The 16,960-nt window shown below is 67.9% G+C and carries 15 protein-coding genes; 14 read left to right on the forward strand and 1 reads right to left on the reverse strand.

Annotation, left to right across the window (positions count from 1 at the left end; genetic code table 11):
* The first annotated feature begins 17 nt into the window (after positions 1–17).
* The 13 genes from ilvE to FG99_RS07450 all read left to right on the forward strand — a co-directional run bounded on the left by ilvE (position 18) and on the right by FG99_RS07450 (position 14,404).
* Positions 18–941 carry a branched-chain-amino-acid transaminase gene (gene ilvE, locus FG99_RS07390; RefSeq protein WP_043268502.1) on the forward strand — a complete coding sequence of 308 codons (924 nt, stop codon included), beginning with the start codon at positions 18–20 and terminating at the stop codon, positions 939–941.
* A gap of 80 nt (positions 942–1,021) precedes the next feature.
* The gene (gene waaF, locus FG99_RS07395) at positions 1,022–2,056 is read left to right on the forward strand and encodes a lipopolysaccharide heptosyltransferase II (RefSeq protein ID WP_043268504.1); all 1,035 of its coding nucleotides are present in this window, start codon (positions 1,022–1,024) and stop codon (positions 2,054–2,056) included.
* Positions 2,053–3,120 (forward strand): lipopolysaccharide heptosyltransferase I, encoded by a 1,068-nt coding sequence (gene waaC / locus FG99_RS07400; protein ID WP_043268505.1) that lies wholly within the window; start codon positions 2,053–2,055, stop codon positions 3,118–3,120. Before waaF ends, waaC begins: the two co-directional genes overlap by 4 nt.
* Positions 3,117–4,238 carry a glycosyltransferase family 4 protein gene (locus tag FG99_RS07405; protein WP_043268507.1) on the forward strand — a complete coding sequence of 374 codons (1,122 nt, stop codon included), beginning with the start codon at positions 3,117–3,119 and terminating at the stop codon, positions 4,236–4,238. The genes waaC and FG99_RS07405 overlap by 4 nt, the downstream gene beginning before the upstream one ends.
* 48 nt (positions 4,239–4,286) lie before the next feature.
* The gene (rfaP, locus tag FG99_RS07410) at positions 4,287–5,093 is read left to right on the forward strand and encodes a lipopolysaccharide core heptose(I) kinase RfaP (protein WP_043268509.1); all 807 of its coding nucleotides are present in this window, start codon (positions 4,287–4,289) and stop codon (positions 5,091–5,093) included.
* Positions 5,093–5,827 carry a lipopolysaccharide kinase InaA family protein gene (locus FG99_RS07415; RefSeq protein WP_043268510.1) on the forward strand — a complete coding sequence of 245 codons (735 nt, stop codon included), beginning with the start codon at positions 5,093–5,095 and terminating at the stop codon, positions 5,825–5,827. Before rfaP ends, FG99_RS07415 begins: the two co-directional genes overlap by 1 nt.
* Positions 5,824–6,579 (forward strand): lipopolysaccharide kinase InaA family protein, encoded by a 756-nt coding sequence (locus FG99_RS07420; protein ID WP_043268512.1) that lies wholly within the window; start codon positions 5,824–5,826, stop codon positions 6,577–6,579. Before FG99_RS07415 ends, FG99_RS07420 begins: the two co-directional genes overlap by 4 nt.
* Positions 6,576–8,060, forward strand: coding sequence for a lipopolysaccharide kinase InaA family protein (locus tag FG99_RS07425; RefSeq protein ID WP_043268513.1), 1,485 nt, complete (start codon positions 6,576–6,578; stop codon positions 8,058–8,060). Before FG99_RS07420 ends, FG99_RS07425 begins: the two co-directional genes overlap by 4 nt.
* Positions 8,061–8,386: 326 nt before the next feature.
* Positions 8,387–10,144, forward strand: a complete 1,758-nt coding sequence (locus tag FG99_RS07430) for a carbamoyltransferase family protein (protein WP_043268515.1) — start codon at positions 8,387–8,389, stop codon at positions 10,142–10,144.
* Positions 10,128–11,264: a glycosyltransferase gene (locus tag FG99_RS07435; protein ID WP_043268517.1), complete on the forward strand. Its 1,137-nt coding sequence runs from the start codon at positions 10,128–10,130 to the stop codon at positions 11,262–11,264. The genes FG99_RS07430 and FG99_RS07435 overlap by 17 nt, the downstream gene beginning before the upstream one ends.
* 25 nt (positions 11,265–11,289) lie before the next feature.
* Positions 11,290–12,246: a glycosyltransferase family protein gene (locus tag FG99_RS07440; RefSeq protein WP_043268519.1), complete on the forward strand. Its 957-nt coding sequence runs from the start codon at positions 11,290–11,292 to the stop codon at positions 12,244–12,246.
* 50 nt (positions 12,247–12,296) lie between these two features.
* Entirely contained in the window at positions 12,297–13,163 is an 867-nt protein-coding gene (locus FG99_RS07445; RefSeq protein ID WP_081884588.1) for a glycosyltransferase family 2 protein, read from the forward strand.
* Between the two features lie 71 nt (positions 13,164–13,234).
* Entirely contained in the window at positions 13,235–14,404 is a 1,170-nt protein-coding gene (locus FG99_RS07450) for an O-antigen ligase family protein (protein ID WP_256204839.1), read from the forward strand.
* Here the strand turns inward: FG99_RS07450 and FG99_RS07455 are convergent.
* Positions 14,391–15,038 carry a lipopolysaccharide kinase InaA family protein gene (locus FG99_RS07455; RefSeq protein WP_043268523.1) on the reverse strand — a complete coding sequence of 216 codons (648 nt, stop codon included), beginning with the start codon at positions 15,036–15,038 and terminating at the stop codon, positions 14,391–14,393. The two genes, FG99_RS07450 and FG99_RS07455, sit on opposite strands and share 14 nt — an antisense overlap.
* A 99-nt stretch (positions 15,039–15,137) precedes the next feature.
* Here FG99_RS07455 and msbA point away from each other — a divergent pair, with 99 nt between their 5' ends.
* A complete protein-coding gene (msbA, locus tag FG99_RS07460; RefSeq protein WP_043268525.1) occupies positions 15,138–16,958 on the forward strand; it encodes a lipid A export permease/ATP-binding protein MsbA in 1,821 nt (606 codons plus the stop codon).
* Positions 16,959–16,960 lie beyond the last annotated feature (2 nt).

The raw sequence follows: 16,960 nt of genomic DNA on the forward strand, positions 1-16,960 counted from the left end.
GTGAGGAGCTGGCAAATATGTCGATGGCCGATCGTGATGGCGTGATCTGGTATGACGGCGAACTGGTGCAGTGGCGCGACGCGACCACCCACGTTCTGACCCACACCCTGCACTACGGCATGGGCGTGTTCGAGGGCGTGCGCGCCTACAACACCCCGCAGGGCACCGCGATCTTCCGCCTGCAGGCCCACACCGACCGTCTCTTCGACTCGGCGCACATCATGAACATGAAGATGCCGTTCACCAGGGAAGAGATCAACGAAGCGACCCGCGCCGCGGTCCGCGAGAACAACCTGGAAAGCGCCTACATCCGTCCGATGGTGTTCTACGGAAGCGAAGGCATGGGCCTGCGCGCCGCCGGCCTGAAGGTCCACGTGATAGTCGCCGCCTGGCACTGGGGCGCCTACATGGGCGACGACGCCCTGGAGCAGGGCATCAAGGTGCGCACCAGCTCCTTCACCCGCCACCACGTGAACATCTCCATGACCCGCGCCAAGTCCAACGGCGCCTACATCAACTCGATGCTGGCACTGCAGGAAGCCATCTCCGGCGGCGCCGACGAGGCCATGATGCTGGACCCCGAAGGCTACGTGGCCGAGGGCTCGGGCGAGAACATCTTCATCATCAAGGACGGCGTGATCTACACCCCGGAAGTCACCGCCTGCCTGAACGGCATCACCCGCAACACCGTGCTGACCCTGGCCGACGAGCTGGGCATCAGGGTGGTGGAGAAGCGCATCACCCGCGACGAGGTGTACATCGCCGACGAAGCCTTCTTCACCGGCACCGCCGCCGAAGTCACCCCGATCCGCGAGGTGGACGGCCGGCAGATCGGCATCGGCCGCCGCGGCCCGGTGACCGAGCGACTGCAGAAGGCCTACTTCGACCTGGTCACCGGCAAGACCAGCGCCCATCCGGAGTGGCGCACTCTGGTCAAATGAGCCGGAAGCTGGAAGCCTGAAGTCGGAAGCCAACGCGGTTCCAGACAGGCTTCCAGCTTCGAGCTTTCAGCCTCCAGCTTATGAACATTCTGATCGTAGGTCCCTCCTGGGTCGGCGACATGGTGATGGCGCAGACGCTCTTCGAGTGCCTGAAGCGCGAACACCCCGACTGCCAGATCGACGTGCTGGCGCCCGACTGGAGCCGGCCGATCCTCGAACGCATGCCCGAAGTGCGCCAGGCCCTGAGCTTCCCGCTCGGCCACGGCGTGCTCGACATCGCCGCGCGCCGGCGCATCGGCAAATCCCTGGCCGGCCGGTACGACCAGGCCATCCTTCTGCCTAACTCGCTCAAGTCCGCGCTGGTGCCGTTCTTCGCCGGCATCGCCAGGCGCACCGGCTGGAAGGGCGAGATGCGCTACGGCCTGCTCAACGACGTGCGCAAGCTCGACAAGGCGCGCTACCCGCTGATGATCGAGCGCTTCATGGCCCTGGCCTACCCGCCGGGCGCCGAGCTGCCCAAGCCCTACCCGCAGCCGCGCCTGGCCATCGACCCGGCCAGCCGCGACGCGGCCCTGGCCAAGTTCGGCCTGAGCCTGGACCGCCCGGTGCTGGCGCTGTGCCCCGGCGCCGAGTTCGGCGAAGCCAAGCGCTGGCCGGCGGAGTTCTACGCCAAGGTCGCCGAGGCGAAGATCCGTGCCGGCTGGCAGGTGTGGATCTTCGGCTCGAAGAACGACCACCCCGGCGGCGAGGACATCCGCTCGCGGCTGATCCCCGGCCTGCGCGAGGAGTCGGTCAACCTCGCCGGCGGAACCGCCCTGGCCGAGGCCATCGACCTGATGTCCTGCGCATCCGCCGTGGTCAGCAACGACTCCGGCCTGATGCACGTGGCCGCCGCGCTGAACCGCCCGCTGGTGGCGGTCTACGGCTCCACCTCGCCGCAGTTCACCCCGCCGCTGGCCGATGCCGTGGAAATCGTCCGCCTGGGCCTGGAATGCAGCCCCTGCTTCGACCGCGTGTGCCGCTTCGGCCACTACAACTGCCTGCGCGAGCTGCCGCCGTCGATGGTGCTGCAGGCGCTCGACCGCCTGGTCGCGGACCCGGTCGACGTCGAATGAGGGTACTGCTGATCAAGACGTCGTCCCTGGGCGACGTCATCCATACCCTGCCGGCGCTCACCGACGCCGCCCGGGCCATCCCCGGCATCCAGTTCGACTGGGTGGTCGAGGAAGGCTTCGCCGAGATCCCGGCCTGGCACCCGGCGGTGGCCCAGGTCATCCCGGTGGCCATCCGGCGCTGGCGCAAGAACCTCTGGCAGACCCTGAAGAATGGCGAGTGGCGGCGTTTCAAGAAGCGCCTGCGCGAGGTCGACTACGACCTGGTGATCGACGCCCAGGGCCTGCTCAAGAGCGCCTGGCTGACGCGCTACGCGAAGAAGGTGCCGGTCGCCGGGCTGGGCAGGGAGTCCGCGCGCGAGCCGGCGGCCAGCCGCTTCTACGACCGCGGCTACCCGGTCGCCTGGGGCCAGCACGCGGTGGAGCGTGTGCGCCAGCTGTTCGCCCAGGCGCTGGACTACCCGCTGCCGGCGGGCGTCGGCGACTACGGCCTGGACCGCGGCCTGCTGATCGACGGGAGCGCCGGCGAGCCTTATCTGGTCTTCCTGCACGGCACCACCTGGGTCACCAAGCACTGGCCCGAGGCCTACTGGCGCGAGCTGGCCGAACGCATGGGCGAGCGCGGCTGGTCGGTGCGCCTGCCCTGGGGCAACGACAACGAGCGCCAGCGTGCCGAGCGCATCGCCCAGGGCTTGGAAAACGCCTCGGTGCTCCCCAAATTATCCCTCGCAGGCATGGCCAAGGTCCTGGCCGGCGCTTCCGCCTGCGTGGCGGTGGACACCGGGCTCGGACACCTGGCCGCCGCCCTGGACGTGCCGACGCTGTCGCTGTTCGGCCCGACCAATCCCGGGCTGACCGGCGCCTACGGGCGTTCCCAGGTGCACCTGGCCAGCGACTGGCCCTGCGCACCCTGCCTGCAGAAGACCTGCACCTACCAGCCGACGGCCGAAGACAAGCGCCAGTTCGACCTGCGGCAAGAGCAGCCCCTGTGCTTCACGCGCCTGAACCCGCAGCGCGTGGCGCTGCAACTGGAGGCGCTGCTGCTGGCCCCGGAGACGCTTCGATGAAACTGGCTTTCGTCCTGTACAAGTACTTCCCGTTCGGCGGGTTGCAGCGCGACTTCATGCGCATCGCCCTGGAATGCCAGAAGCGCGGCCACGTCATCCGCGTCTACACGCCGATCTGGGAAGGCGAGGTGCCGCCCGGCTTCGACGTGCGCGTGGCGCCGGTCAAGGCGCTGTTCAACCACCGCCGCAACGAGAAATTCAGCGCCTGGCTGGCCGCCGACCTGGCGCGCGACCCGGTGGACCGGGTGATCGGCTTCAACAAGATGCCGGGCCTTGACGTCTACTACGCCGCCGACGGCTGCTTCGAAGACAAGGCACAGACCCTGCGCAACCCCATCTACCGCCGCTGGGGCCGCTACAAGCACTTCGCCGACTACGAGCGGGCGGTGTTCGCCCCCGAGTCGAAGACCGAGGTGCTGATGATCTCCGAGGTGCAGCAGCCGCTGTTCATCAAGCACTACCGTACCCCGATCGAGCGCTTCCACCTGTTGCCCCCGGGCATCGCCCTGGACCGCCGCGCGCCGGCCAACGCCGCGGAAATCCGCGCCGACTTCCGCCGCGAATTCAAACTGGCCGACGACGACCTGCTGCTGGTGCAGATCGGTTCGGGCTTCAAGACCAAGGGCCTGGATCGCAGCCTCAAGGCCCTGGCGGCGCTGCCGCGGGACCTGCGCAAGCGCACCCGGCTGATCGCCATCGGCCAGGACGACCCCAAGCCCTTCCTGCTGCAGGTCAAGGCCCTGGGCCTGTCGGACCACGTGCAGATCCTCAAGGGCCGCAGCGACATCCCGCGCTTTCTGCTCGGCGCCGACCTGCTGATCCACCCGGCGTACAACGAGAACACCGGCACCGTGCTGCTGGAGGCGGTGGTCGCCGGGCTGCCGGTGCTGGTCACTGACGTCTGCGGCTACGCCCACTACATCGCCGAAGCCGATGCCGGCCGCGTGGTGCCTTCGCCCTTCGAGCAGGACGCCTTCAACCGCATGCTGGCGGAGATGCTCCGGGACGACGCGGCGCGCGCCGCCTGGTCGCGCAACGGCCTGGCCTTTGCCGACACGGCGGACCTGTACTCCATGCCGCAGCACGCCGCGGACGTGATCCTGCAGGAGCGCCCATGAACACCCCACTCCCCGGCTTCCCCGGGCTCCTACGAAAGGCGGGCGCCCATGAAGCTTGAGCTGCGCGAGCCGTTCAGGAGCCTGTGGGCCGGCAAGGACCCCTTCGTCGAGGTCGAGCGCCTGCAGGGCAAGGTCTACCGCGAGTTGGAAGGCCGCCGTACCCTGCGCACCGAGGTCGACGGCCGCGGCTACTTCGTCAAGATCCACCGCGGCATCGGCTGGGGCGAAATCTTCAAGAACCTGCTCAGCGCCAAGCTCCCGGTGCTTGGCGCCGGCCAGGAGCAACGCGCCCTGGAGCGCCTGCACCAGGCCGGCGTGGCGACCATGACCGCGGTGGCCTACGGCGAGCGCGGCGGCGACCCGGCGCGCCAGCATTCCTTCATCGTCACCGAGGAACTGGCGCCCACCATCGATCTCGAACAGCTGTCGCTGAACTGGCTGCGCGAGCCGCCGCAGCCGCGCTTCAAGCGCGCGCTGATCGACGAAGTGGCGAAGATGGTCGGCACCATGCACCGCGCCGGGGTGAACCACCGCGACTGCTACATCTGCCACTTCCTGCTGCACACCGACCGCCCGCCGACGCCCGACGACCTGCGCCTGTCGGTGATCGACCTGCACCGCGCCCAGACCCGCGCCGCCACGCCGCGGCGCTGGCGCGACAAGGACCTGGCCGCGCTGTACTTCTCGGCGCTGGACATCGGCCTGACGCAACGCGACAAGCTACGCTTCCTGCGCGGTTACTTCCGCAAGCCCCTGCGCGACATCCTCCGCGAGGAGGCCGCTCTGCTCGCCTGGATGGAGCGCAAGGCTGCCAAACTCTACGATCGCAAGCAGCGCTACGGAGACCTGCTCTGATGTCGGGCTGGACCCTGGAACCCGCCTACAGCCACCTGTCCGCCGACTTCGGCAGCCTGGACGCGGTATTCGCCCTGCAGGGCGAGCGCCTGACCAAGGACCCCAAGTCCGAAGTGATCCGCGTCGAGCGCGACGGCGTGCGCTACTACGTCAAGCGCTACAACAGCGCCGGCAAGGGTTACCACCGCTACCTGGCGCGGCCGCGGATCAAGGCCGAGTGGCAGAACCTCAAGCAGTTCGCCAAGTGGGGCATCCCCACCGCCGAAGTGGTGGCCTGGGGCCTGGAGCGCAAGCACGGCGCCTTCGTCCGCGGCGCCATGGTCACCCGCGAAGTGCCGGGCACCGAGGACCTGGCCGCGCTGGCCCGGCGCGACGACCCGCGCCTGCGCGACCGCGCCTGGGTCGACCACGTCAGCCGGCAGCTGGCCGCTCATACCCGGCTGATGCATGACCACCACTTCACCCACAACGACCTGAAGTGGCGCAACATCCTGGTCGACGCCGCCGGCACCGTGTATTTCATCGACTGCCCGATCGGCAACTACTGGGTCAGTTTCATGCTGCGCCACCGCGTGACCAAGGACCTGGCGACCCTGGACAAGGTGGCCAAGTACCACCTTTCCGCCACCCAGCGCCTGCGCTTCTACCTGCAGTACCGCCGGCGCGAGCGGCTGAACGCCTCGGACAAGGTCCGCGTGCGGCGCATCGCCCATTTCTACGAGGGACGCGAGTGAACGACTTCATCGCCGACGACGACCGCGAGCGCCTGCACAGCCAGGGCCTGGCCGACTTCGACGCGCTCTGGACGCTGCCGCTGGAGGCGGTGGACGAGCCCAACACCGAGCGCGGCGGCATGAGCTGCGTGTTCCGCCTGGAGCTGGACGGCGGCGCCTACTACCTCAAGCGGCAGAGCAACCACCTCACGCGCAGCCTGCTGCGCCCGGGCGGCGAGCCGACCTTCGCCCGCGAGTTCCGCAACATCCAGCGCTACCAGCAACTGGGCATCCCGGCGTTGCAGGCGGCCTTCTTCGGCGAACGCCGCGAGGGCGGCGAGCGCCGCGCCATCCTGGTGACCCGCGCGCTGGACGGCTGGCGCGACCTGGACGCCTGGCTGAAGGACTGGCCCGGCCTGCCGGCGGAGCGCCGCCTGGCCATCCTGCACGCCTGCGGCATGCTCGCCCGGCGCCTGCACGAGGCCGGGCAGATGCACGGCTGCTTCTATCCCAAGCACATCTTCCTGCGGGAGGCCGAGGACGGCTTCCAGGCCTGCCTGATCGACCTGGAGAAGACCCGTCCGCTGTGGTTCGGCCTGCGCGACCGCGTCAAGGACCTGGAGCCGCTGCTGCGCCGCGCGCCGGACTGGAGCGAGGTGGACGTGCGCCAGCTGCTCGCCGCCTACCTGGGCAGCGCGGCCGGCGGCGCCGAGGTGGACCACTGGTACAAGCGCCTGGGCGCGCGCCGGCGCAAGAAGGAGAAACGCGGGTGAGGCTGGGCGAACTGCGAAGCGCCGGGCGCCAGCCGACGCTGCCGCTGCGACTGGAACTGGCCGATGGCGCCGGCCCCGCCGAACTGCGCCTGGACAGCCTGCTGCGCGTGCTGCCGGGCCGGCGCTACGTCGGCGCAGGCAACTGGCGCGGGCGCCAGGTGCTGGCCAAGCTGCTGGTCGGCGGCAAGGCCGCGCGGCACTTCCAGCGCGAGCTGGCCGGCGTGCGCCTGCTCGCCGAACAGGGCCTGACCACGCCGCTGCTGCTGGCCGACGGCCTGCGCGAAGGCGAGGGCGGCTGGCTGCTCTTCGAATTCCTCGACGACGCCCACAGCCTGGGCGACGCCTGGCGCGCGGTGGAAGCCGAGCCGGCGCTGTCCGACGCCCAGCAGGCGGTGCTCGGCGAGGCCCTGGCGGCCATCGCCGAACTGCACGCCAAGGGCCTCTGGCAGGAAGACCTGCACCTGGACAACCTGCTGCGCCACGACGGCCGCCTGTACCTGATCGACGGCGCCGGCATCCGCGCCGAAACGCCCGGCCAGCCGCTGTCGCGCAAGCACGTGCTGGAAAACCTCGGGGTGTTCTTCGCCCAACTGCCGGCCAGCCTCGACCCCTTCCTCGAAGAACTGCTGGTGCACTACCTGCTGGTCAACGGCGAGCACGCGCTGCCGCTGGAGGCCCTGCAGAAGGAGATAGCCCGGGTGCGCCGCTGGCGCGTCGCCGACCTGCTGAAGAAGATCGGCCGCGACTGCAGCCTGTTCAGCGTGCGCCGCGGCGCCTTCGGCCTGCGCGCGGTGCGCCGCGAGGAGGAAGCCGGCCTGGCGCCGCTGCTGGCCGAGCCGGACGCTTTCATTGACCGGGGGCATGTCTACAAGACCGGCGGTGCCGCTACCGTGGCGAAAGTGGAGCTGGATGGCCGCCCGCTGGTAGTGAAGCGTTACAACATCAAGAACCTGCTGCACTGGCTCAAGCGCTTCTGGCGCCCCAGCCGCGCCTGGGCCTCCTGGCGCGAGGGCAACCGTCTGGAAGCCCTCGGCATCGCCACCGCGAAACCCCTGGCGGTGCTGGAACGGCGCTGGCTGTGGCTGCGCGGGCCGGCCTTCCTGATTACCGATTACCTGGCCGGGCAGGATATAATTGCCCGTTTCAAACCCCATCTGGACGATCCGGACGGGGCCGGCATGCCGCCGGAGGCCGAACTCAAGGCCCTGGACAGCCTGTTCGCGGCGCTGCGGCGCGAGCGCATCAGCCACGGCGACCTCAAGGGCCACAACCTGTTCTGGCAGGGGGAAGGCGATGCGGGGCGCTGGGCGCTGATCGACCTCGACGCCATGCACAAGTACCACGGCCAGGCCAGTTTCGAGCGCGCCTATGCCCGCGACCGCGCACGTTTCCTGCGCAACTGGCCGCAAGGCAGCGCGCTGCACCGGTTGCTGGATGAGCGAATACCTAAGAGCAGCTGGAAGCTGGAAGCTGGAAGCTGAAAGCAAGAGCCTGGAGGTTGGCGCTGGTGTTTTGGGCTTCAAGCTTCCGGCTTCAAGCTTCCAACTGCTTCTAAGACAATTTATCCCAGCGTCAAGCCCGAGGCTTGACGCCGGAAGACGAAAGCCCCCAGGGGCTATGGCGAACACCGCTGTTGCTTCAAGCTTCCGGCTTCAAGCTTCCAGCTGCTTCTAAGACAATTTATCCCGGTTTCAAGCCCGAGGCTTGACGCTGGAAGACGAAAGCCCCCAGGGGCTATGACGAACATCGCTGTTGCTTCAAGCTTCCGGCTTCAAGCTTCCAGCTGCTTTCAAAGAGGCTCTTACCCGTGTCATTGACCATCCTCGGCCTGTCCGGCGCCGTAAGCCATGACCCTTCCGCCGCCCTGTACATCGACGGCAAGCTGGTCGCGGCGGTCGAAGAAGAGCGCTTCGTCCGCGACAAGCACGCGAAGAACCGCATGCCCTACGAGTCGGCCAAGTTCTGCCTGGAACAGGCCGGCATCAAGCCCGCCGATGTCGACGTGGTGGCCATTCCCTTCGCCCCCATCAGCCTGTTCGGCAAGGCCCGCTGGCACTACGCCAAGCGCTACGCCTACGCCCCGGACCGCGCGCTGGACGCCATCCTGCTCGGCAACCGCCGCTACAAGCGCTACTACAAGCGCATCCAGTGGTGCTTGCAGCAACTGGGCTTCGACCTGAAGAAGGTCAAGATCCAGCCGGTGGAGCACCACCTGGCCCACGCCTCCAGCGCCTACCACTGCTCCGGCTTCAAGGAGAAGACCGCGATCCTCGGGATCGACGGCAAGGGCGAGTACGCCACCACCTTCTTCGGCTACGGCGAGAACGGCAAGATCCACAAGATCAAGGAGTTCTACGACCCGGACTCCCTCGGCGGGCTGTACGGCGCGATCACCGAGTATCTCGGCTTCGACATGCTCGACGGCGAGTTCAAGGTCATGGGCATGGCGCCCTACGGCGACGCCAGCAAGTACGATTTCTCGCGCCTGGCCAAGTTCGAGAACGGCGAGCTGATCATCAACACCGAGTACGCCAACGTCATCGGCTTCCGCCGCTACAAGGAAAAGGGCAAGGGCTACTACTTCTCGCCCAAGCTGATCGAGTGGCTGGGCCCGAAACGCGAAGGCGACATCGCCGACGACCCGTACATCCACTACGCCGCCAGCATCCAGGCGCTGTTCGAGAAGCTGGCGCTGGAGATGATGGACTACTACCTGGGCGACATCCTCCGCGAAACCGGCAAGATCGCCTTCGCCGGCGGCTGCGCGCTGAACGTCAAGCTGAACCAGAAGATCATCGCCCGCCCCGAGGTCAAGGAGCTGTACGTGCAGCCCGCGGCCAGCGACGCCGGCACTGCGGTGGGCGCCGCCGCCTACGTGTCCTGGGAGCGCGGCGTGCCGGTGGAGAAGATGGAGCACGTCTACCTCGGCCCGGCCTACAGCAACGAAGACGTCATCGCCGCCTGCGCCCGCCACGAGGCCAAGCCGGCCTGGCGCAAGATCGACAACGTGCCCGAAACCATCGCCAAGGTGCTGGCCGACGGCAACCCGGTGGCCTGGTTCCAGGGCCGCATGGAATTCGGTCCGCGCGCCCTTGGCGGCCGCTCCATCCTCGGCTGCCCGAGCGTGCCGGGCGTGGCCGACCGCATCAACGCGCAGATCAAGTTCCGCGAGCGCTGGCGGCCCTTCTGCCCGTCGATGCTGGATACCGTCGGCCCGCAGATGTTCAAGATCGACCACCCGGCGCCGTTCATGACCTTCACCTTCGAGGTCAACGAAGAGTGGAAGACCCGCGTGCCGGAAGTCGTCCACGAGGACGGCACCTCCCGCGCCCAGGTGCTCAAGCGCGAGTTCAACCCGCGCTACTACGACCTGATGAAGGAGCTGGAGAAGCTCACCGGCAACGGCGTGGCGCTGAACACTTCGCTGAACCGCCGTGGCGAGCCGATGATCTGCTCGCCGACCGACGCGCTGAACATGTTCTACGGTTCGGACCTGCAATACCTGATCATGCAGGACATCCTGGTGGTCAAGGAAGGCGCGGCGGCCTATGACTCGCTCGGCTGAACCGCGGGTCCTGCAGTTCTGCCACGGCTATGACGGGCCCTTCCTGGATTGCGCCCGTCAGTACGCCAGCCTGTTCGCCGGAACCGGCTACCGGGTGACCACGGTGTTCCTTACCGGGGCGCCCGACGCCGAGGTGGCCGCCGGCTGCGCCAGCGACGAGGTGCTGTTCCTCGACTACAGCTCGAAGGACGTGCGCGGCCTCAAGCTGCGCGCCATCCGCGACCTGCGCGAGATCGCCCGCTCGCGGGACTTCCGCTTCTGCATCGCTCATCGCTTCAAACCCACCTGGATCGCCATGCTCGGCACGCGCCTGCCGGTGATCGGCGTGCACCATGGCTTAGGTGACTACCGCCGGCTCGGCCGCAAGCTGTTCGCCAAGCTGTTCGCCAAGCGCCTGAGCCTGCTGGCGGTGTCCAACGCCGTGCGCGACGAACTGCGCCAGTGCCTGCCGGCCTGGCCGGCGGAGCGCATCGAGACGCTGTATAACCGCGTCGACGTCGACGCCCTGCAAGCCGAGCAGGTGGAGCGCTACCCGGCGCGCCAGCACCTGCGCCTGGCGGACAACGCCTGGGTGGTCGGCAACGTCGGCCGCCTGCACCCGGACAAGGACCAGGCCACGCTGCTGCGCGGCTTCGCCGCGGCCCTGCCGCAACTGCCGCCGAACGCGCTGCTGGCGATCCTCGGCAAGGGCCGCCTGGAGGAAGACCTCAAGGCGCTGGCCCGCGAGCTGGGCATCGCCGAGCGCGTGCTGTTCCTCGGCCAGGTGCCGGACGCGCGGCGCTACTTCAAGGCCTTCGACGTGTTCGCCCTGAGCTCCGACCACGAGCCCTTCGGCATGGTCCTGCTGGAGGCCATGGCCGCCGGCGTGCCGCTGATCTCCACCGCCGGCGGTGGCGCCGGCGAAATCGTCGAGGGCCTGGGCATCCTCTTCCCGCTGCGCGACGACGCGGCCCTGGCCCAGGGCCTGGGGCACCTGGCGGCGCTCGACCGGCAGCAGCGCGAGGCCTGCGCCCGGCTGATGGACGAGCGCCTGCATGAGCGCTTCTCCGACGAGGCCGTGCGCCGGGAGTTCTGGAGCCTGCCGCTGGTCCGTGCGCTGACGCGTGGCGTTTCCGAATGACGGCCGCGGCCGCCAAGGGTGAATCTTGAAAGTCCTGTTCCTGGTCCAGAAAGAACAACGCGCCATTCTCGACCGCCTCTACGACGGCATCGCCGAGCACTGCGACTGCGACCTGCGCTGGTTGAGCAGCGACGAGCAGGCCAACCTGCGCCGCTACTTCCGCGAGCAGGTGGACGTCACGCGCTACGACCGCATCCTGTTCTTCCTGCGCTTCAAGAAGGAAATGCGCCAGGCTTCCTTCATCGCCAGCGTGCCGAACCTGGTGATCCTCGAACACGATGCCTACCAGAACTACATCCCCTGCAAGTACACCGGCAAGTTCAGCGCCCACTACCGGCGCATGCCCTGGGCGCGGGTGATCAGCTCCGGCGCGGTGGTCGCCCGGCGCCTGCGCGAGGAGGGCTTCGACGCCGTCTTCGTGCCCAAGGGCTACGACCAGGACCTGCTCCACGACCTGGGCCGCGAGCGCGACATCGAACTGGCCTTCGTCGGCAGCACCGGCAGCGTCGCCTACAGCGGGCGCAAGGCGCTGCTGGACGAGCTGGGCAAGGTGGAGAACCTGCTGGTCACCAAGACCAACTCCGGCGAGGACTACCTGAACACGCTCAACCGCATCCGCTTCTTCGTCAGCGCGGACGTCGGCATGGGCGAATACATGATCAAGAACTTCGAGGCCATGGCCTGCGGCTGCGTGCTTTTCGCCTACGACCAGGGCGAGGAGGAAAACCGAGCGCTGGGCCTGGTGGACATGCACAACGTGGTGTTCTATCGCGACATTCCCGAGCTGCGCCGCAAGCTGCAGGTGCTGCGCGAGGACCCTGAGCTGGCGGCGCGCATCGTCGCCCAGGGCCGCCAACTGGCCGAGGAGGGCTTCGGCTTCAGCCAGATCGGGGCGCGCATCGTCGAGGCGATGACGCCACCCTTGCGTCCACACCCGCAACCGGGCAGGCTGGAGCGATTACGCCGGGCTCTGGGAATTTGAACATTCATGCGCCGAAGCTTTCGTGGCGGCCATCGGGGCCGGAGGTGGTCGTGCCCAGGCCGCTGATCTCCGTGCTGGTTCCCTGTTACAACCGCGAACGCTACATCGAGGAGGCCCTGCTGAGCATCCTCGAGCAGGATTATCCGAATTTCGAGCTGATCGTCGTCGACGACGGCTCCCAGGATGCCAGCGCCGAAAAGATCGAGGCCCTGCGCCAGCGCTACGGCTTCCAGTTCTACCGGCAAGCCAACCAGGGCGTCAGCGCCGCGCTGAACACGGCCCTGAGCCATGCCCGCGGCGAGTTCATCGCCACGCCCGATTCCGATGACGTCATGCTGCCGGGCCGCCTGTCGCTGCAGGCCGCCTACCTTGAGGCGCATCCCCAGGTGGGCTGCGTCGGGGCGCGGGTGGTCTACGTCGACTCAGAAGGGCGGCGGCTGAAGACCGAGGAGGGCAAGTCGCTGCGCAGCTACAGCTTCGCCGAGCTGCTGTCCCGCGCCCACGCCATCGGCGCCCCCGTGGCCATGTATCGACGCGAGGCGCTGGACCGTGCCGGGGGCTATGACCCGGCGATCCGCATCCAGGATTTCCAGATCACCCTGAAGATCGCCCACCTGGGCTATCGCACGGATGTGCTGCCGGACCTGGTGACGCTCTACCGCAGGCATGCGGGCAACATGTCCAAGACCGCCTACCAGCGCCAGCTCGACTACGACCTGATGGCCATCGCCCCCTATCGCGACCATCCGGCCTACTCGCAGGGCCTGACCTGCGTGATCAACAAGGCGCTCAAGCACTCGGTGGTGTCGGACAAGGCCTATGCCCTGCGGCTTCTTCTACGGCTGCCGCCATGGCGCTGGAATCGCGTGACCTGGCGCCGCCTGCGTCACCTCATGTTCAAGTTCCACGAGGGATGAGTGCGTCCGGGATGAAGTCGATGTTGTTGCAAGCGTGGCAGACCTGGCGGCCCGCGATGAGTCAAGGCGGTGTGCCAATCGCCCGCAGGGACCGGGTGGCCGAGGCGATGCTGGGGTTCGGCGTGTTCTGGACCATCGCCGGGGTGTTGCTGACGCCGACCATGAAGTTCTACTACACCATGGTGGCGCTATTCGTGTACCTGCCGGCGCTCTGGCTGGTGGTTGCCCGCCGCGCCGAGCTGGGGCGGCTGATCGCCGAACGCAGGGAAATGTGGCTGTTCCTGGCGCTGTTCGCCTGGGCCAACCTCTCGCTGTTGTGGGCCGTCGGGGATTTCGACCGATTGTCGCGGGTCAAGCAGTCGAGCCTCTTCGTATTGTTGGCCTGTGGCTGGCTGCTCTGGGCCCGGGCCAGCGAGTCGCGCCTGCGAGGCACCCTGGTGCTGCTTGGCATGGTCAACAGCCTCTATTGCCTGGCTGCGCTGTTGTGGGCTCCAGCCTACGCACCGGGACGCCTGAACGGCTTCGGTGGCTTCCTCGACAACCCCAACGCGGCCGCCTACGCCACGGGTTTCCTGCTGGTGATGGCGTTGCCGCTGCGTCCGGCGAGGCGCGGCTGGTGGCTGGCCTGGCTGCTGTTGCAACTCCCCCCGCTGATCTACGTCGGTCTGTGCGGCAGCCGCGGTGCGCTCCTGGCGCTGATGGTCACAGCGGTGTTCTGCCTAGTGTTGCTGCCAGGCTGGCGCAAGCGCCTGGCGGCCCTGGCGGCCCTGGCCGGCGGCGCCGCGCTGTTCTGCCTGGAGCCGAGCCTGATGGCGCGGGGGGATTCGGAGCGGCTGGAGCTGTTGCGCAGCGCCTTGCCGATCCTGCGCGAGCATTTCTGGATCGGCGTGGGCTACGGCACCACCTATGAGGTCCAGGGCTGGGCCGGTGGCTACCATGGCAGCACCCACAACTTCCTGCTGCACACCGCCCTGCAGTATGGGATCCCGGCGCTGCTCGTCTGGCTGGTGCTCTGGGCGATGCTGGGCCTGCGGGCCTGGCGCAGCCGCCATACGCAACTGGGCCTGGCGTTGCTGCTGCTGTGGGTCTATGCCAGCGTGGCCATGCAGTTCGACGTGTTCAGCCTGTGGGAGCGCACCCGCGCCATGTGGCTGATGCCCTGGGCGGTGTTCCTGCTCGGCCTGAGCCTGAAGCGCCCGGCCGCGGCCGGGGAAGCCGGGAGCGAACTCAACCGGCGTTGAGGATGCCCCGCAGTTCGCGGGCGTCCCAGCGTACCGTGCCGTGGCGCAGGTAGCCTTCGCTCAGCTCGCCGCCCTCATCCGCCAGCAACCACTGCCGATCCTCCGCATAGCGCAGCATGTGCGCGAAGTTGCGCTTGCGCTGGGCGCGGCCGAGGGCGCGGCGCTGGGTCTTCATGTCGGCGATGTCGATCAGCCCCAGTTCGCCCTGCGGGGTCTGCACCACGTTGCCCAGGTGCAGCGAGCGGAAGTACACGCCGCGCTCGTGCAGCCGGGCGATCAGCTCGCCCAGGCGCTCGCGCAGGGGGCCGTCGGCCTGGCCGGCGGCGATCAGCTGGCGCAGCGTCTGGCCCGGCAGCGGGCGGTAGTGCACCAGGTCGCGGGCGATGCCGGGCACGCGGTAGACGCCGATCACCTCGGGGCAGGGGATGCCCAGCCGCTGCAGCGCCCGGGCGTTGTCGGCGAAGCGCTGGGCATAGGGGTAGAGCGCCGCCGAGGAGATCAGCCGCTTGCGCCGGAACAGCTTGACGAAGTTGCCGTCGGGCAGGCGCAGGACCTTGTCGCCGTGCTTGTCGGCTTCCAGCACGGTGGCGCCGGTGCGAAGCGATTCGTAGGCGGGTAGGTCGAGCTCTTGCATACCGGCTTCCTGGACGGGGGCCGGCTATAGTAGCCCAGGCGCCGGGCAAACGAGAGGCCTGTGTTATAATCGCCGGCCTTTTCAGCGTGCGATTCTTTCATGACCGGCAAAGACACCGCAGAGCCCTCGAGCCTGAAGATCTACTTCCGCCTGCTCACCTACGTGCGGCCCTATTGGGGCATGTTCGCCCTGAGCATCGTCGGCTTCCTGATCTTCGCCGCCACCCAGCCGATGCTGGCCGGCATCCTCAAGTATTTCGTCGACGGCCTGACGCACCCGGACGCCAAGCTGTTCCCCAACGCGCCCTGGCCCTGGCTGCGCGACCTCTCGCTGCTCTACGCGGTGCCGCTGCTGGTGGTGATGATCGCGGTGTGGCAGGGCATCGGCTCCTTCCTCGGCAACTACTACATCGCCCGCGTCTCCCTGGGCCTGGTGCACGACCTGCGGGTGGCGCTGTTCAACAACCTGCTGACGCTGCCCAACCGCTACTTCGACAGCCACAACTCCGGGCACCTGATCTCGCGCATCACCTTCAACGTGACCATGGTCACCGGCGCCGCCACCGACGCCATCAAGGTGGTGATCCGCGAAGGCATGACCGTGGTCTTCCTGTTCCTCTCGCTGCTGTACATGAACTGGAAGCTGACCCTGGTGATGGTCGCCATCCTGCCGGTCATCGCCCTGATGGTGACCAGCGCCAGCCGCAAGTTCCGCAAGCAGAGCAAGAAGATCCAGGTGGCCATGGGCGACGTGACCCACGTTTCCTCCGAGACCATCCAGGGCTACCGCGTGGTGCGCAGCTTCGGCGGCGAGGCCTACGAGCGCGAGCGCTTCCTGCAGGTGAGCCAGGAGAACACCAGCAAGAACCTGCGCATGAACAAGACCTCGGCTATCTACACGCCGATGCTGCAACTGGTGATCTACAGCGCCATGGCGGTGTTGCTGTACCTGGTGCTGCTGCTGCGCGGCGATGCCACCGTCGGCGACCTGGTGGCCTACATCTCCATGGCCGGCCTGCTGCCCAAGCCGATCCGCCAGCTCTCCGAGGTCAGCTCCACCATCCAGAAGGGCGTGGCCGGCGCCGAGAGCATCTTCGAGCAGCTCGACGAGCAGCCCGAGGTGGACCGCGGCAGCGTGGAGAAGGAGCGCGTGCTGGGCCGCCTGGAAGTGAAGAACCTCAGCTTCAGCTACCCGGGCAGCGACAAACGCGTGCTCAACGACCTCAACTTCAGCGTCGAGCCGGGGCAGATGGTCGCCCTGGTCGGCCGCTCCGGCAGCGGCAAGTCGACCCTGGCCAACCTCATCCCGCGCTTCTACGACCACAGCGAGGGCAAGATCCTCCTCGATGGCGTGGACGTGGAAGACTACCGCCTGCGCAACCTGCGCAAGCACATCTCGCTGGTCACCCAGCAGGTCAACCTGTTCAACGACAGCGTGCTCAACAACATCGCCTACGGCGACCTCGCCAGCAAGCCGCGCAGCGCGGTGGAGAAAGCCGCCGAGGATGCCTTCGCCCGCGAGTTCATCGACCGCCTGGCCGAAGGCTTCGACACCGAGGTCGGAGAGAACGGCGTGATGCTCTCCGGCGGCCAGCGCCAGCGCCTGGCCATCGCCCGCGCGCTGCTCAAGGACGCTCCGGTGCTGATCCTCGACGAGGCCACCTCGGCGCTGGACACCGAGTCCGAGCGGCACATACAGGCCGCCCTGGAGAAGGTCATGGAGGGCCGCACCACCCTGGTGATCGCCCACCGCTTGAGCACCATCGAGCGCGCCGACCTGATCCTGGTGATGGACCAGGGCCACATCGTCGAACGTGGCACCCACGACGAGCTGATCGCCCTCAACGGCTACTACGCGCGCCTGCACGCCAGGCAGTTCGCCGACGAGCCGGCCGAGGACGGCGTCGGCGAGTCGGTCTGAAT

It is taken from the genome of Pseudomonas sp. AAC, assembly GCF_000725445.1.
Taxonomy (GTDB): Bacteria; Pseudomonadota; Gammaproteobacteria; order Pseudomonadales; family Pseudomonadaceae; genus Pseudomonas; species Pseudomonas citronellolis.

Excerpts from the sequence above, each read along its gene's own strand:
- waaC (WP_043268505.1), top strand. The coding sequence starts at position 2,053 with ATGAGGGTACTGCTGATCAAGACGTCGTCCCTGGGCGACGTCATCCAT.
- FG99_RS07435 (WP_043268517.1), top strand. The coding sequence starts at position 10,128 with ATGACTCGCTCGGCTGAACCGCGGGTCCTGCAGTTCTGCCACGGCTAT.
- waaF (WP_043268504.1), top strand. The coding sequence starts at position 1,022 with ATGAACATTCTGATCGTAGGTCCCTCCTGGGTCGGCGACATGGTGATG.
- msbA (WP_043268525.1), top strand. The coding sequence starts at position 15,138 with ATGACCGGCAAAGACACCGCAGAGCCCTCGAGCCTGAAGATCTACTTC.
- rfaP (WP_043268509.1), top strand. The coding sequence starts at position 4,287 with ATGAAGCTTGAGCTGCGCGAGCCGTTCAGGAGCCTGTGGGCCGGCAAG.
- FG99_RS07415 (WP_043268510.1), top strand. The coding sequence starts at position 5,093 with ATGTCGGGCTGGACCCTGGAACCCGCCTACAGCCACCTGTCCGCCGAC.
- FG99_RS07455 (WP_043268523.1), bottom strand. The coding sequence starts at position 15,038 with ATGCAAGAGCTCGACCTACCCGCCTACGAATCGCTTCGCACCGGCGCC.
- FG99_RS07405 (WP_043268507.1), top strand. The coding sequence starts at position 3,117 with ATGAAACTGGCTTTCGTCCTGTACAAGTACTTCCCGTTCGGCGGGTTG.
- ilvE (WP_043268502.1), top strand. The coding sequence starts at position 18 with ATGTCGATGGCCGATCGTGATGGCGTGATCTGGTATGACGGCGAACTG.